Raw genomic sequence first — 15,368 nt, 5'->3', positions numbered from 1 at the left:
TGGGGGTAGGATGCTGGCAAATAAAATGAAAACACTGATTCTGGGCGTGGCTGCCGCGCTGGCGCTGTCCGCCTGCAGCACGCCTTGCGACAGTCCGGGAGGATTGTGCGCGCCTATCTCGTCGGTGGCAAGCCCGCCGGAACCGGAACGTACGCGCCTGCCGGACCGTCCGCCCGAGCCGCCACCGGAGGAAGCGCAGGTCTTTGCCGTGGCCATGCCGCCGGGCACCACTGGCGATGAAGGCCCGCCGCCCGCCGCCGGCAAGACGGTACGCGTCGGCCTGATGCTGCCGCTGCGCTCCGAAACGCTGGGCCAGGCGGCCGACGCGCTGCGCGCCGGCTTCATGGCCGCGTGGGAACGCGACAAGGCCGGCTTCGAGGTGTCCGTCATCGAGACAGGCGACGCGCCGGACGAGGTGCTGCCCGCGTACCAGGCCGCGCTGGGCGCCAACGATATCGTCGTCGGGCCGCTCGCGCGATCCGCCGTGACCGCCCTGGCCGCCAGCCCGCTGGTGACGAAACCGACGATTGCCCTGAACCGTCCGGAAGGGCGCGAGGATGCGGCACTGCCGCCGAACATGCTGTCGATCGGCCTGTCGATCGAGGACGAGGCGCGCCAGGTGGCCGAGTGGGCCGCCGGCGATTATCCGGGCGGCGAAGCGCTGATCCTCTCGGGTGGCAATGCCTGGCAGCGCCGCATCGCCAGCGCGTTCGCGGCGCACTGGCAGCAACTGGGCCACATGGCCAAGACGCTGGAGATGTCGACCACCAACGGCTACCTGAGCGACGCCGAGCTGGTGGCGCTGCGCGCGCGGCTGGCTAGCGAACCGGTGGAGCTGCTGTTCGCGGCGCTGGACGCCGACCAGGCGCGCCAGCTGCGCACCGCGCTGAACGCGCCGCCGCTGGGCGACATCCCGCTGTACGGCACGTCGTCGCTCAATCCCGGCCGCACCAATCTGCTGGAAGGCGGCGAGCTCGATGGCGTGCGCCTGCTCGATCTGCCGTGGCAGGTCCAGCGCGACAGCAGCACGGTGATGAGCTACCCGCGCCCGGAACCGCGCGACGAGGTGCGCCTGTCGGCCGACATGGAGCGCCTGTACGCGCTGGGCATCGACGCGTTCCGCGTCGCGCGCGAGATTGCGTTGAAACCGGGCCAGCCGGTCACCCTGGACGGCGTGACGGGCCAGCTGACCATCGAGTTCGGCAACGGTCCGGCCAGATTCCGCCGCGTCGAGCCGACAGCCGTCTACCGCAACGGCGTGCCCGTGCCGCTGCCTGCGCCAGGCACCCAGCCCTAGAACCGTCATGTCCCGCACCGCGCAGCAGGACAAGGGACAACAGGGCGAGGATGCGGCCCTCGTCCACCTGACGCGGCAGGGATTGAAACTGGTCGAGCGCAATTTCCGCTGCGCCGGCGGGGAGCTCGACCTGATCATGCGCGACGGCGACTGCCTTGTCTTCGTCGAAGTCAGGGGGCGGCGCAGCATGCGTTTCGGCGGCGCGGCCGCCAGCATCACGCCGGCCAAGCAGCGCCGCCTCGTGCATGCGGCGCAGACCTTCCTGCTGCGCTATCCGCGCCTGCCGCCATGCCGCTTCGACGTGATCGCCATCGATGCGGGATCGATCGAATGGCTGAAAAACGTGATGTCCTGACAAGTCTTCAGTCCGATGCGCACCGCGCACGGCGCAGTTGTAAGCAGATATGTCCGGCCTTGTCGGGCATGGCGCTACGCCGCACTATATAATCCAACGACTATGACTAATCAACGCATCCTCTCGCACTTCCACGAAAGTGCCGAAACCAAGATTCAGTCCGCAACCGTCCTGGCGCAACCGATTGCGCAGGCGATCGAACTGATGTTCGCAGCCCTTTCCAACGGCAACAAGATTCTCGCCTGCGGCAACGGCGGCTCCGCGGCCGACTGCCAGCACTTCGCTGCCGAGCTGGTAGGCCGTTTCGAACGCGAGCGCTTCCCGCTGCCCGCGCTGGCACTGACCACGGACACGTCGATCCTGACGGCCGTCGCCAACGACTACAGCTACCGCGAAATCTTCAGCAAGCAGGTGCAGGCGTTCGGCCAGGCCGGCGACATCCTGCTGGCCATTTCCACGTCGGGCAACTCGGCCAACGTGATGGCGGCCATCGAAGCGGCGCTGGAACGCGAGATGCGCGTCGTGGCGCTGACGGGCAAGGGCGGCGGCGCCATCGGCAAGATGCTGACGGACGCCGATGTCCACATCTGCGTCCCGGCCGAGCGCACGGCGCGCATCCAGGAAGTCCATTTGACGAGTATTCACTGCATTTGCGACGGCATCGACGTCGCCTTGTTCGGAGGAGATGTGAATGAGTAAATCCGTGGCCCTGCTGCGCCGCCTGCAACGTCCTGTCGCCATTGCCCTGCTGGGCGGCGCGATGCTGAGCAGCCTGTCCGGTTGCGTCGCCCTGGTCGCCGGCGGCGCCGTCGCCGGCACGATGGCCGCGTCGGACCGCCGTACCTTCGGCGCACAGACGGAAGACAAGTCCATCGCCATCAAGGCCGATGTCCGCATCCGCAACGTCGTCGGCGACGCGGGCCATGTCAACGTCAACTCGTTCAACCGCAAGGCGCTGATCACTGGCGAAGTGCGCGACGAGGCGATGAAGGCCGCCGTCGAGCGCGAGGTGAAAGGCATCGAGGGCGTGCAGTCGGTCGTCAACGAACTGGAAATCGCCGGCCCGTCGAGCTACACGTCGCGCTCGAGCGATACGCTGATCACGACCAAGGTCAAGGCCAGTCTGGTGGACGCGAAGGATATCTCGGCGAACTCGTTCAAGGTCGTCACCGAGCGTGGCGCCGTCTACCTGATGGGCCGCGTGACGCAGCGCGAAGCCAACAAGGCCACCGAAATCGCGCGCGGCGTGGACGGTGTGTCGAAAGTGGTGCGCGTGTTCGAGTACATCACGGAAGAAGAGTGGAAGCAGTACCAGCCCAATCCTGCACCGCAGGCCCAGTAAGCCGGTGAGCCGACCATGACGACGACGTCGAAACCCTGGCTGAAACCGGCACTCGCGGCCGCCGTTATCGCTGCCGCCGGTTTCGGTGCCTACTATTCGCTGGGCAGCGCGCCCGCCGCGCCGCCGGTGACGTTTGTCGGCCTGAAGGGCGAACGCATCACGCCGGAGGACCTGCGCGGCAAGGTCGTCATGGTCAATTTCTGGGCCACGTCGTGCACCACCTGCGTGGCCGAAATGCCGGAAATGGTCGACACGTATAACAAATACAAGGGGCAAGGCCTGGAGTTCGTCGCCGTGGCGATGAAGTACGACCCGCCCAGCTACGTCGTCAACTTCACGGAAACGCGCCAGCTGCCCTTCAAAGTCGCGCTGGACGTGACGGGCGAAGCGGCCAAGGCCTACGGCGACGTGACGATGACGCCGACCACCTTCGTCATCGACAAGGACGGCAAGATCCTGAAACGGTATGTCGGCAAGCCGGAGTTCCCGGCGTTGCACAAATTGCTGGAGAAGGCGCTGCAGGGCTAGCGCTCTTTTTCCTCTTCCTTGCGTTGGCGCGCGCGATACCACTCGCGCGCCAACGGCGACAGCGCGGCCATGATGCCCGCCACGATGATTGCCAGCGCCGCGTACAGCATGGCTTACTTCGATGGGTACAACACCATCTGCGTGCAGCGGAACAGCGCGATCGTCTTGCCGTTTGCCTTGTTCGTCACGGTCGCATCCCACACCTGCGTCGTTTTCCCCATGTGCACCGCCTTTGCCGTGACGGCGATGGAACCGTCGCGCGCCGTGCCCAGGTGGTTCGACTTCAGCTCGATCGTCGTGAAGTTGTTGGCGCCTTCGGGCAGGTTCGAATAGCACGCATAGCCACAGGCCGTATCGGCCAGGGTCACGACGGTGCCGGCATGCAGATAGCCGTTCGGTGCGAGATGGTGCCTGGCGATGTCCAGCTCCGCCGACAGCTCGCCTTGACCGGCCGCCGTGATGCGGATGCCCAGATGGTCCGGCAAGGTGCCGTTGGCGAAATTGTTGAAGTAGTCGAGGTTGAATTTGTTGTCGTCCATGGTTCTTGTTCCTTGCTTGGGAATTGCATGATAAACCATGACGGCAGCGCTAGTCGGCCCTGAAATTCTGGCCCAGCGACATCGGTTTGTTCAGCAGGATCGTCTGCGGATTGCGGCAGATGATGACGAGGACGATGATTGTTGCCAGGTACGGCAGCATCGACAGGAACTCGGCCGGCACGGCCAGGCCCAGCCCCTGGCCATGGAACTGCAGCACCGTAACACCGCCGAACAGGTAGGCGCCGACGATGACGCCACGCGGCTTCCACGTGGCGAATACCACCTGCGCCAGCGCGATCCAGCCGCGGCCCGCTGTCATTCCTTCCACCCACATCGGCGTCAGTGCCAGCGACAGGTAGGCGCCGCCCAGTCCCGCCAGCGCGCCGCCGAACAACACGCTGGCATAGCGCAGCTTCACGACCGGCATGCCGATCGCATGGGCACTGGCGGGCGCTTCGCCGATGGCGCGGATCTGCAGTCCCACCCGGCTTTTCGCCAGCACCCAGCCCACCGCCGCGACCAGCAGCAGCGAGCCATACACGACGGCGTCGAAGCGGAACAGCAGCGGGCCGATGAACGGCAGATTCGACAGCACGGGGAACGCCAGGTGCGGCAGCGGCGTCACCGTCTGGCCGACCAGGTCGCGGCCGAGAAAGGCCGACAGGCCGATGCCGAACAGCGTCAGCGCCAGGCCCGTGGCAACCTGGTTGGTCTGCAACGTCAGTACCAGAAAAGCAAACACCAGCGCCAGCGCCATGCCGGCCAGCAGGGCCGCCAGCAGCCCGAGGGTCAGCGAGCCGGCATGCAGCGCGACCGAGAATCCGGCCACGGCGCCCACCAGCATGATGCCTTCGAGCCCCAGGTTCAGCACTCCAGAGCGTTCGGCAACGAGTTCGCCGGTGGAGGCCAGCACCAGCGGTGTCGCGGCGCCGGCGGTACTGGCCAGGAAGGAGATCAGGTAGTCGGCGTTCATGCTGGGGTCTCCGAAAGGGGCGGTACGATCGTGCGCACACGTGGCTTGAAACGGTAATGGATGAACAGGTCGGCCGCGAGCAGGTAAAACAGCAGCAGGCCCTGGAACAGGCCCGTGATCGCCGACGGCAGTTGCAGCTCGATCTGTGCCGATTCGCCGCCGATATACAGCAGCGACATCAGCAACGATGCCAGCAGCACGCCGACAGGATGCAAGCGCCCGACATATGCAACGATGATCGCGGCAAAGCCGTAGCCGGGCGATACCGACGGCTGCAACTGCCCCAGCGGTCCGGCGACTTCGCCGACCCCCGCGATACCGGCCAGCGCGCCGCTGACCAGGAACGCCAGCCAAACGTTACGCGGTGCCGAGAAGCCCGCGTACAGCGCCGCCGCTGGCGCCATGCCGCTCACGCGCATGCGATAGCCGGCAAAGGTGTGACGACAGAAGAACCACGCCGCCAGCACGAACAGCAGCGACAGCGGAAAGGCGGCATTGACCCGCAGCCCTTCCACCAGCAAAGGCAACGTCGCCGCCGCGCCGAACATCTTCGATTGCGGGAAGTTGTAGCCGGCCGGATCGCGCAGCGGCCCATGCACGAGGTAGGACAGCAACAGGTAGGCGATATACACCAGCATCAGGCTGACGAGGATCTCGCTCGTGTTGAAGCGCGTGCGCAGCAGCGCCGGGATAGCTGCCCATGCCATGCCGCCGAGGGCCCCCGTGACGATCATCAGCGGCAGCAGCCAAGGTGCGTCGACGCCGTCGAAATACAGCGCCACGCAACCGGCCGAGATTGCGCCCAACGTCAGCTGGCCATCGGCGCCGATATTGTGCACATCGGCCCGAAAGCCGACCGCCAGTCCGATGCCGCACAGGATCAATGGGGTCGCCTTGAGCAGCAGCTCGCCGACGCCATATGCCGTCGTCGCCGGCTTGATGAAGTAGACGTAAAAGGCATGCAGCGGTTCCTGGCCGAGGAACAGGAACAGCAGGGAGCCGGTCGCCAGCATCGCCAGCGCGGCCAGCAGCGGCGATGCGAGCATCATTGCGCGCGACGGTTCGGGGCGGGCTTCAAGCCGGGACATGGGCAACTCCTTCAAGTTGATCGACCGGAGCGGCGCCGTGGTCGAAATCGCCGCTCATCCAGACGCCGATCCGGTCGATCGTCAGCTCCGCTGCCGGCAGCGCGCGTGACAGCCGGCCCTGCGCCAGCACGGCGATGCGGTCGCACAGCATGAACAGTTCGTCGATTTCCTCCGACACGACGAGAATGGCGACGCCCCGGTTGCGCAGGTCGATGATGGCCTGGCGGATCAGCATCGCGGCGCCGATGTCCACGCCCCACGTGGGCTGCGCCAGCACCATGACCTGGGGCGCCAGGCCGATTTCGCGACCGACGATGAATTTCTGCAGATTGCCGCCCGACAGGCTCGATGCGGCCGCGCGCGGGCCGCCGGCCTTGACCTTGAAGCGCTCGATGACGCGGGCGGCAAATGCCGTCACGGCGGCGCGCCGGATCACGCCACGCCGCAGCATGCCGCTGGCCGGGGTCAGATAGCCCGTCAGCAGCGCGTTGTCGGCCAGCGACAGATCGGGCACGGCGCCGCGCCCCAGCCGCTCTTCCGGCACGAAGCCCAGGCCGCGGCGGCGCCGTTCGGCAGCATCCAGCCGGCCTACGCCTTGTCCCAGCAGGCGGATGCTGTCGGCCACCGCCACCGGGATTTCGCCGGAGATGGCCTTCAATAATTCCTGCTGGCCGTTGCCGGACACGCCGGCCAGGCCCACGATCTCCCCGGCGCGCACGTCCAGCGTCATCTCGCGCAGATGCGTGCCGAAGGGATCGGGACTGGTCACGCTCAACCTGTCGAGCGCGAGACGGACGTCGCCCGGCGCGCGCGGCGTCAACGTACAGGTCGGCATATCGCCGCCGATCATCAGGGCCGCCAGCGCATGCGCAGTCTGCGTGCGCGGTGTGGCCGTGCCGGCGACGCGACCGGCGCGCAGGATCGTCGCCTTGTCGCACAGCGCCTGGATTTCATCGAGCTTGTGGCTGATATACAGGATGCTGACGCCTTCGGCCGCCAGCTGGCGCAGCGACGCGAACAGCTTTTGCACAGCGTCCGGCGTCAGCACCGACGTCGGTTCGTCCATGATCAGCAGGCGCGGCGACTGCAGCAGGCAGCGCACGATCTCGACGCGCTGGCGCTCGCCAACGGACATGCTGTGCACGCGCCGGTCCGGGTCGAGCGGCAAGCCATATTGTTCGGACACGGCGCGGATGCGCGGCGCGAGCGTGGCGGGGGGGACGTGTTCGTCCAGCGCCAGTGCGATGTTCTCTGCCACCGTCAGGGTCTCGAACAGTGCGAAATGCTGGAATACCATGCCGATGCCGAGCCGGCGCGCGGCGGCCGGGGAGGGGATGTGCACCTGGCGGCCTTCCCACATGATCTCGCCGGCGTCCGGCCGGGTCACGCCGTAGATCATCTTCATCAGCGTGCTCTTGCCGGCGCCATTCTCGCCCAGCACCGCGTGGATTTCGCCGGGCATGACCGTCAGGTTCACCTCCGCGTTGGCCACCACGGACGGGTAGACCCTGGAAATACCAAGCAGTTGCAGGCGCGGCTCGGTGCGCGGGACTGCCCGTGGCGAGCCGATGTCGGGATCTAATGTCTGGTCAGTCATGCCGGGGTTCCTTCGCATGGTGGGCATGCAAACGATTCAGCAAGTTGCATGCCACGACCGGAACCGCGTGTCGGGCCATCGGCGGCGCTAGTTGTATACAAAACGCACCAACAGTGTCGACAAAACTCACCAGAATCGCGCAGCGGTGCGCACGATTCCTGCTTGAGTGGTGCCATCGGCCGCGCACAGGCGCGCGGCGTACGGGAGTACATATGAGCAAACAGCCAACTGTCGGCAAGCGGGGTGCCGCCACCGATCTGCGCATTTACAGCGCCGTCGTCAATGCGGTGATGAGTCACCGGCTGCCGCCCGGCACCCGCCTGGGCGAAGCCGAATTCTGCGAGCTGTACCAGGTCAGCCGCACCACGGTGAGGAAGGCCCTGCAACGGCTGGCGCATGACCATATCGTGGCGCTGCGGCCGAACCGGGGCGCCGTGGTGGCGTCGCCGTCGCCGCAGGAGGCGCGCGACATCTTTGCCACCCGGCGCGCGCTGGAGCGCGAGATCGTGCCGCTGGTGATCCGCCATGGTACGCCGGCGTCGCTCGCGCGCATCCGCGCCGCGCTTCAGGCCGAGGAGCAGGCCCGGCATTCGGGCGACCGCGCCGCGTGGATCCGGCTCGGCGGCGAATTCCACCTGCTGCTTGCCGAGCTGGCCGGCAACGCGGTGATGCAGCGCTTCATGGTGGAACTGGTGTCGCGTTCGTCGCTGATCATCGCGCTGTACGAGAACCCGGGCGTGCCCATGTGCGGCAACGACGAACATGAGCGGTTGCTGGCGATGATCGAACAGGGCGACACGGCCCACGCGACGGCGCTGATCGACCATCACCTCATCGAGATCGAGGGGCGGCTCCACCTGGGTGCATCCGACCGCAAGCTGAGCCTTGCCGAGGCGCTGGCGGGTTGCTAGTTGCTCCGATTGGATACAAACGGTGGGCCGATTGTGTGCACGGCGCACCGGGCCGATGCACGGCGGCGCCGCCATAGTCCAGCGTTCGGGACTGGAACGTGCCGGCAAGCATGGTCCGGTAATTGCTAAAGGTTGAGTCGGGGTTGCAGGCAAGTACCGTTTGGATTGCATGCGATCACACCGAGCCCACCATCGACAAGAACAAGGACATCGCATGAAGACCCTGACGTTCACCCGTACCGCAGGCCTGCTGGTGCTTGCCGCCAGCTGGAACGCGCATGCCGCCGACTGGAGCGATACTTCGCTGAGCTACCGCTACGGCAGCAAATTCGCCGAGCCTTATAACAGCAGCGACATCGTCAAGCACGTTCTCAATTTCAGCCATGTCAGCGGCTACAAGTACGGCAAGAATTTCTTCAGCGTGGACTACCTGATTTCGGACAAACACGACCCGTCGGCCGCAGGGGCGACCACGGGCGCGCACGAGGCCTACGCCGTCTATCGCCACACGATCGACCTGGGCAAGATCAGCGGGGCCAACCTGGCATTCGGTCCCGTGCGCGGCGTGGGCGTGACAGCCGGCTTCGACATCAACAGCAAGACCGATGCCGGCTACAACTCAAAGAAGCGCATGCTGGTGCTGGGCCCTACGCTGATGTTCGACGTGCCCGGTTTCCTGGATGTCAGCCTGCTGGCACTGCACGAATCGAACGCGCCTTATAACGGCTTCACGCAGACGGCCACCGCGCGCTATCGCTACGACACCCACGCGATGCTGACGGCCGCCTGGGGCATTCCCTTCACGCTGGGCGTGCCGCTATCGTTCGACGGCTACGCCAACTACATCGGCACCAAGGGCCGCAACGAATTCGGCGGCCCCACGGCCGTCGAGATCAACGTCGACATGCAGGTGATGTACGACCTGAGCGCCGCCGTGGGCGCGGCAAAAAACACGTTCAGGGCCGGTATCGAATACCAGTACTGGAAAAACAAGTTCGGCAATCCGGCACGCACCGTGCCAGGCGCCACCGCGCGCACGCCGATGGTGCGCGCCGAATACCATTTCTGATCAACCGTGAAAAGGACCACCATGAAACGCCGCACACTGCTTACTGTCGCCGCATCGCTGGCCGCCGTCCTGGGCGCCGCCGTTCCAGTGCACGCTGCAGACCCGCTGAAGGTCGCCTTTGTCTACATCGGGCCGGTGGGGGACGCGGGCTGGACCTATGCCCACGAGCAGGGCCGCCTGGCCATGGAAAAGGCCCTGGCTGGCAAGGTCAAATCGACGTACGTCGAAAACGTGCCGGAAGGCGCTGACTCGGAACGCGTCATCCGCAAGCTGGCGGCCGACGGCAACAAGCTGATTTTCACGACGTCGTTCGGCTATATGAACGCGACCGAGAAAGTGGCGAAAGCCTTTCCGAACGTCGTGTTCCAGCATGCGACCGGTTTCAAGTCGGGCAAGAACATGGGCGTCTACGAGAGCCGCATGTATGAAGGCGCCTATCTGCTCGGTGTCGTCGCGGGCAAGATGACGAAGTCGAATACGCTGGGCATGGTGGCATCATTCCCGGTCCCGGAAGTCATTCGCAACATCAACGCATTTACGCTCGGCGCGCAAAGCGTCAACCCGGCCATCCGGATGAAGGTCCTGTGGGTCAACAGCTGGTACGATCCGGCCAAGGAACGCCAGGCGGCCGAGACGCTGATCGCGCAGGGGGCCGACGTGCTGACCCAGAACACCGACTCGCCGGCCACGCTGCAGGCGGCGCAGGAGAAGGGTAAATACGCGTTCGGCTGGGATTCGGACATGCAGCGCTTCGCACCCAAGGCACACCTGACGGCCAGCACCAACCATTGGGGCGACTTCTATACGAAGACGGCGCAGGCGGTGATGGCGGGCACCTGGAAAACGGGTGAGACACGGGGCGGCCTGCAGGAAGGCATGGTCAGGATGTCGCCATTGAATCCGGTCGTGCCGGCCGACGCGGCCAGGCTCTTCGAGGAAAAGAAGGCGGCGCTGGCAAGCGGCAAGATGCGACCGTTCCAGGGGCCGCTGAAGGATCAGTCGGGGGCAATCAAGGTGCCGGCCGGTGCCGAGCTGCCGCTGAAAGACCTGTTGTCGATGAACTGGTATGTCCAGGGCGTGGAAGGGAAGATGCCAAAATGAGCCCTGGCGCCATGGAACAGCCGACAGCGCAGGACGAGCGCTTCGTCACGGCGGTGATCGCGCTGGCGCAGCGTTCGCGCGACAGCGGCCACCATCCGTTTGCCGCGCTGGTCGTCGCGGCTGACGGCACCGTCGTCGCGGAAGCGATGAACGCGTCCAGCCAGGACCGCACCGCCCATGCGGAGATGAATGCGCTGCGCCTCGCGTCGGCGCAATACGGACCGGAACAGCTCTCCGGTGCCACGTTATACAGCAGTGCCGAGCCATGCGCGATGTGCGCGGGTGCGACGTACTGGAGTGGCGTGGGCCGGGTCGTGTATGCATTGTCGGAAGCGGGTCTGCTGGCGCTGACGGGCAGCGACCCGGAAAACCCGACGCTGGCGCTGCCGTGCCGGCAGGTTTTCGCCAGCGGCCAGCGGCCGACGCAGGTCATCGGCCCATGGCGCGAGGCTGAAGCGGCCGCGGTGCACCAGGGCTTCTGGCGCAAGGGGTAGGGCTTGGGGCCCAGCGCGTCCGCGTCAGGCCCAGACAATCGGCGCCTGCCCGGTCTCCACCAGATACGCATTCGCCTGCGAAAACGGCCTGCTGCCAAAAAATCCCCGGTGCGCCGACAGGGGCGACGGGTGCGGCGATGTGATGACGTGGTGCTTGTTTGTGTCGATCAGTGCCTTCTTGGCGATCGCATAGCTGCCCCACAGGATGAAGACCAGATGCTCGCGCTCGCGCGACAGCGTAGCGATCGCATTGTCCGTAAATGTCTCCCAGCCTTTGCGGGCGTGGGAGCCGGCGCTGCCTGCGCGCACCGTCAGCACGCTGTTGAGCAGAAAAACGCCCTGCTCGGCCCAGTCGGACAAGTCCGTGCGCGTGCGGCGCACGCCGATATCGCTTTCCAGTTCCTTGAACATATTGCGCAGGCTCGGTTGCGGCGCGTTGCCGTCCGGGACCGAAAAGCAGAAGCCCATCGCGGCACCGGGCGTGTGGTATGGATCCTGGCCAAGGATGACGACTTTGACCTTGTCGAACGGCGTCAGGTCGAAGGCGCGAAAGATGTCCTTGCCGGGCGGGCAGCAGTGGCCGGCGGCGTATTCGTTGCGGACGAAGTCGGTCAGTTCACTCCAGTAGGACTGGTCGAACTGGGCTTGCAGTTGCTGTTTCCAGCTGGGTTCGAGGCGAACGTTCATGCGCGATGGTCTTCCAGAATGAAAAAGGCGGCCCGGAGGGGCCGCCGTCTGCCCAGGCAGCACTGATTGGGTTCGTGTCTCGACCGGTGCCTGGCACCGCGGTGGACACGCGCCCGGCTGTCTGTGTCGGACGCGCGATTATATCTGGCGCCGAATCGATTACGCGGCGCTGGTGGTAAATTCGCAGTCCGTCCCCTGGAATACCAGCGCCAGGTAGTGTTTCAGGTCGGGCGTTACGCCCTGCGCGTCATAGGTGATGGAGACGCCGGTCAGGCCGTCCGCGTACCCGTTGTCTTCCGCCAGCTCAAGCGTGAACGTGTTCTTGTCGAGCGTGGCGCGGCGGATGCCGCCATAGCCCGAGCACTCCTGTCCGTTAATCTCGAGGAAATACGTGTCCGGCTCGTCGTCACTCTGTATAGAGCGTTGCAGGATGATGTATTCCTGCGGTTGCGTGCGGCTGTCGGCAAAGCCGACGAGATAGCTTTCGTCCGCTTCCTGCGCGGCAACCGATGCCGCGTGCATGGTGAAACTGGTCATATCGAATCCTTGTTGTGGGAGCGGACGAGCGCCCTGCGGATGTGAAAACGGCGGTCTCCGGCCACCGTCTCCATGTGCGCTCACCGACAGCTTGCGGCCGAATAAGACTTGCCCTGACTTACACCAACAGACGCCACGAAAGCTGGGGTGATTCGTATTTGTTCCGCCTGAGTCGGTTGCTGAATCCTTCAGCGACCAACCACAGACGGCTTGAGAAGCGTGTCCTGATTGAAAGTACGCCTCGAATTCACTTTATCGCATCGTATATGTTTGTTGCACGGTATCGACAGCGTGATTTGCGGCGGCGTCCCAGTACGTAAAATTGTAGCGAACCACGTCGCCAGCCTTCAGTCCGCTTGCCTCAAATGTGCTGACCCCATTTTGAAGGCGCATGCGGACGTTCATCGGATCACCGTCATTGACGGTATAGTGCAGGTCGGTCCATTCGCCCACGGTCGAGGTGAATTGGATCGTGGTCGGAGCGACCTGTGTAACATACTGCGGGCCGGACTGCGCAGCCGTGCCGGAGTCCCACACGATGTCGTCGATCGCAAACTGGAAGGCTGTTGTCGGAATATTGTTGCCGTCACTTGAGAACATGAACATATCGACGACCGACTGCAACGCAACCAAGGGACCCGCCAGTGTAGACACCGGTATCGTTGCCGTCGCCCAGTCGCCATTTCGCACCAGCCCAAACGTGGTCGTGTTAGCCGGGAAGTTCAGCCAGTTCACGTTGGTGTAAGTATCGGCCAGACCGATGTTGAATGAAACATTCGCAGGGATCTTGATACGGAATTTAACAGTGCCGTTACGGAAATTAGTCATGTCACGGACCGAGCGTGATTGGATCGACGCGCCAAACCAATCGCCTGGCTTGTTATAGCTCCAAGCGAGGACGTTATTGCCCTCGTATGGGCCCAGGGAGCCACCACCTATCGAGTTGTTGTTCCATACCCAGATGTCAGACGTGGTGCCGGCTTCCAGCTTGGCATTAACGGCGGAGTTATCCGTGTAGACACCGAACTTGCCCAATTCGGGCACAGTCTGATTGCCTAGCTTGACTTCGCCTTGGCCATCCAGTTCGTAAACCCGCACATAGTCAACATACATCGTGCTCGGCAAGGGCGCGGTGACATCGCTCGGCGTGGCCGCGTCGGTGAAATTACCGCCGACGGCCATATTCAGCAGCAGGTAGAACGGCGCCTTTAAAGCGTCGGAGTTGACTGGCAGGGGCTTATCGTACATGTCGTGTTCGACACCATTGTCCTCGACCGTAAAACGCATCTCGGTATCTGTCCAATATAGGCGGTACTTCACAAAGCGATTTACCAACGGGGTGGCCGGGACATACCAGTTCTTGGTCTTCCAAGCTGTCGAGGCGGCGCACGTTTCGTTACCTGGCACACAAGCGGCCTGGTTCCAGGTGATGACGTTGGCGCCAACAAAATGGTTCGCCGACGATGCACCGGACTGTGACCATTCGGAGGCTTTATGCCCCATTTCCATGATGTCGATTTCGCCTTTGCGTGGCCATGCCTGTGGACTGGTTCCAAGCATCCAGGCAGCGGGCCACAGGCCGGTAGTGAGGTCAGGTGTACTCATGCGAATTTCCACCATGCCGTACTTCACCTGGACCTTGTTGTACGAATCGATTTTACCGGACGTGAACTCGTTACTGCCTTGGCGTTCTCGACGGGCCTGAATTGCCAGTGCACGCGTACCGCTTTCGAATGGCACATTGGTAATGGTCAGATTCCTCGGGCTGTAGTATTCCAGCTCAGCATTTCCGTAGCCACATAAGCCGATTTGGCACCCATTGCCGTCATAGGGCGTCCAGATTCTTGTGTCCAGCACTGTGCCATTAAATTCGTCAGACCAGATCAATGCTCCAATCCTTGGGTTGGTGACGCTTGCACTCGCTTGTACGGCACAGGCCAACAGCAGGCCTGGCAACAACGTTTTGAATGCTCTACTCGACTCGTTAATACGATACTTGCTCATCTTGTCTCCTCGGTTGGAAGTGCTTCGGTAGCGACCGAGAGACAATGCCAGTTATCAGCACCGCGTCGGTCTTATGGTTAATTCACGAAAAATTGGCCGGTGAGCCCGTCTGTGCAGAATAGGTCTTATGAAAATAGCGTGGCCTGGGACAACCCCAACTACCCCAAACGGGTAGCGGCACTGATCTGCTCAGTGCAGGCACCAGACGGTTATGGAAGCGCCGCTGTGGAAACGATTCCATACGCAAGAATAGATAGATATGTATGGGTTTGTCAAACCAATTTTTTTAAACGATAGCCTGAAACCCACTACTGTCTTGGTTTACGGCATCGAAACTTGTATGGATGCGCCTCCAGCTGCACATCAGTTGTAGGAGTGCGCGCTTGAGTACGAAAGTGATTGAATGCTCGTTATCGAAAAAGCCAACCATTACGAATATCTACTTGGCAATCACTTTAACTTGACGGAATTTTGTATTATTCCGAGGCAAGTTGCCCGGTTTCTACTTTTATATGAACACGTTTTGCAGGTACACACTAGGGGAAGCGAACCACCTCTCCTCCAATGCTGGGCCCACTCTGGCGCGACGTCGGGTGATCGCTGGCGATGCTGATTGCATCCTCAAGCACTAGAGCGGTTAATAATGTTTTTTAGCGTTGGCGGTCCCTGCTACGAGCTTGGGTGACGGGACCTGCTCAACAGGCCCTTGCCTGGCCGGCTCGTTCACGGCCGCGGCACGCAAGATCTTGGCGTATCAAGGTCGGCTTGCTGAGATGAGAGGGGCGCCGAGGTCCCGCAACCCGGTAAGAAAGCGCTTTGAACGGGAACGGATGCGAACAGGATTTC

At 63.4% G+C, this 15,368-nt stretch carries 16 protein-coding genes; 9 read left to right on the top strand and 7 right to left on the bottom strand.

Features of this window, described 5'->3' with window-relative positions:
* Positions 1 to 25: 25 nt before the first annotated feature.
* From E1742_RS16515 to E1742_RS16495, 5 genes are all read left to right on the top strand, one after another.
* Complete coding sequence (locus tag E1742_RS16515) at positions 26 to 1,297, top strand: penicillin-binding protein activator (RefSeq protein WP_229466031.1); 1,272 nt, start codon at positions 26 to 28, stop codon at positions 1,295 to 1,297.
* Positions 1,298 to 1,304: 7 nt separating this feature from the next.
* Complete coding sequence (locus E1742_RS16510) at positions 1,305 to 1,652, top strand: YraN family protein (RefSeq protein WP_134386075.1); 348 nt, start codon at positions 1,305 to 1,307, stop codon at positions 1,650 to 1,652.
* Positions 1,653 to 1,754: 102 nt separating this feature from the next.
* Complete coding sequence (locus E1742_RS16505; RefSeq protein ID WP_134386074.1) at positions 1,755 to 2,351, top strand: phosphoheptose isomerase; 597 nt, start codon at positions 1,755 to 1,757, stop codon at positions 2,349 to 2,351.
* Positions 2,344 to 2,994 carry a BON domain-containing protein gene (locus E1742_RS16500; protein ID WP_134386073.1) on the top strand — a complete coding sequence of 217 codons (651 nt, stop codon included), beginning with the start codon at positions 2,344 to 2,346 and terminating at the stop codon, positions 2,992 to 2,994. The genes E1742_RS16505 and E1742_RS16500 overlap by 8 nt, the downstream gene beginning before the upstream one ends.
* A 15-nt stretch (positions 2,995 to 3,009) precedes the next feature.
* Positions 3,010 to 3,522 (top strand): peroxiredoxin family protein, encoded by a 513-nt coding sequence (locus E1742_RS16495; protein ID WP_134386072.1) that lies wholly within the window; start codon positions 3,010 to 3,012, stop codon positions 3,520 to 3,522.
* 113 nt (positions 3,523 to 3,635) lie between these two features.
* Here the strand turns inward: E1742_RS16495 and E1742_RS16490 are convergent, their stop codons facing one another.
* Genes E1742_RS16490 through E1742_RS16475 form a run of 4 tightly spaced genes read right to left on the bottom strand, consistent with a single transcriptional unit; the run spans position 3,636 to position 7,719 of the window.
* A complete protein-coding gene (locus E1742_RS16490) occupies positions 3,636 to 4,061 on the bottom strand; it encodes a PaaI family thioesterase (protein WP_134386071.1) in 426 nt (141 codons plus the stop codon).
* A 49-nt stretch (positions 4,062 to 4,110) separates the two neighbouring features.
* Positions 4,111 to 5,034, bottom strand: a complete 924-nt coding sequence (locus E1742_RS16485) for an ABC transporter permease (protein ID WP_134386070.1) — start codon at positions 5,032 to 5,034, stop codon at positions 4,111 to 4,113.
* Positions 5,031 to 6,122 (bottom strand): ABC transporter permease, encoded by a 1,092-nt coding sequence (locus E1742_RS16480; RefSeq protein WP_134386069.1) that lies wholly within the window; start codon positions 6,120 to 6,122, stop codon positions 5,031 to 5,033. Before E1742_RS16480 ends, E1742_RS16485 begins: the two co-directional genes overlap by 4 nt.
* Positions 6,109 to 7,719 (bottom strand): ABC transporter ATP-binding protein, encoded by a 1,611-nt coding sequence (locus E1742_RS16475; protein WP_134386068.1) that lies wholly within the window; start codon positions 7,717 to 7,719, stop codon positions 6,109 to 6,111. The genes E1742_RS16480 and E1742_RS16475 overlap by 14 nt, the downstream gene beginning before the upstream one ends.
* A gap of 212 nt (positions 7,720 to 7,931) precedes the next feature.
* Here E1742_RS16475 and E1742_RS16470 point away from each other — a divergent pair, with 212 nt between their 5' ends.
* The 4 genes from E1742_RS16470 (at position 7,932) to E1742_RS16455 (ending at position 11,294) form a co-directional block, all read left to right on the top strand.
* Positions 7,932 to 8,630, top strand: a complete 699-nt coding sequence (locus tag E1742_RS16470; RefSeq protein WP_134386067.1) for a GntR family transcriptional regulator — start codon at positions 7,932 to 7,934, stop codon at positions 8,628 to 8,630.
* Positions 8,631 to 8,844: 214 nt separating this feature from the next.
* The gene (locus tag E1742_RS16465) at positions 8,845 to 9,699 is read left to right on the top strand and encodes an outer envelope protein (RefSeq protein WP_134386066.1); all 855 of its coding nucleotides are present in this window, start codon (positions 8,845 to 8,847) and stop codon (positions 9,697 to 9,699) included.
* Positions 9,700 to 9,720: 21 nt separating this feature from the next.
* Positions 9,721 to 10,800 carry a BMP family ABC transporter substrate-binding protein gene (locus E1742_RS16460; RefSeq protein WP_134386065.1) on the top strand — a complete coding sequence of 360 codons (1,080 nt, stop codon included), beginning with the start codon at positions 9,721 to 9,723 and terminating at the stop codon, positions 10,798 to 10,800.
* On the top strand, positions 10,797 to 11,294 hold the full coding sequence (locus E1742_RS16455) for a nucleoside deaminase (protein ID WP_229466028.1): 498 nt from the start codon (positions 10,797 to 10,799) through the stop codon (positions 11,292 to 11,294). Before E1742_RS16460 ends, E1742_RS16455 begins: the two co-directional genes overlap by 4 nt.
* 24 nt (positions 11,295 to 11,318) lie before the next feature.
* Here E1742_RS16455 and ung read toward each other — a convergent pair whose 3' ends face one another.
* The 3 genes from ung to E1742_RS16440 all read right to left on the bottom strand — a co-directional run bounded on the left by ung (position 11,319) and on the right by E1742_RS16440 (position 14,522).
* Positions 11,319 to 11,981, bottom strand: a complete 663-nt coding sequence (ung, locus tag E1742_RS16450) for a uracil-DNA glycosylase (protein WP_134386063.1) — start codon at positions 11,979 to 11,981, stop codon at positions 11,319 to 11,321.
* 159 nt (positions 11,982 to 12,140) lie between these two features.
* A complete protein-coding gene (locus E1742_RS16445; RefSeq protein ID WP_134386062.1) occupies positions 12,141 to 12,518 on the bottom strand; it encodes an Imm10 family immunity protein in 378 nt (125 codons plus the stop codon).
* Between the two features lie 252 nt (positions 12,519 to 12,770).
* On the bottom strand, positions 12,771 to 14,522 hold the full coding sequence (locus E1742_RS16440) for a glycoside hydrolase family 16 protein (RefSeq protein ID WP_134386061.1): 1,752 nt from the start codon (positions 14,520 to 14,522) through the stop codon (positions 12,771 to 12,773).
* Between the last annotated feature and the right edge of the window lie 846 nt (positions 14,523 to 15,368).

The sequence above is a fragment of the Pseudoduganella plicata genome, from assembly GCF_004421005.1.
GTDB classification, from domain to species: Bacteria; Pseudomonadota; Gammaproteobacteria; order Burkholderiales; family Burkholderiaceae_D; genus Rugamonas; species Rugamonas plicata.
This window is presented reverse-complemented; position numbering and strand designations above follow the sequence as displayed.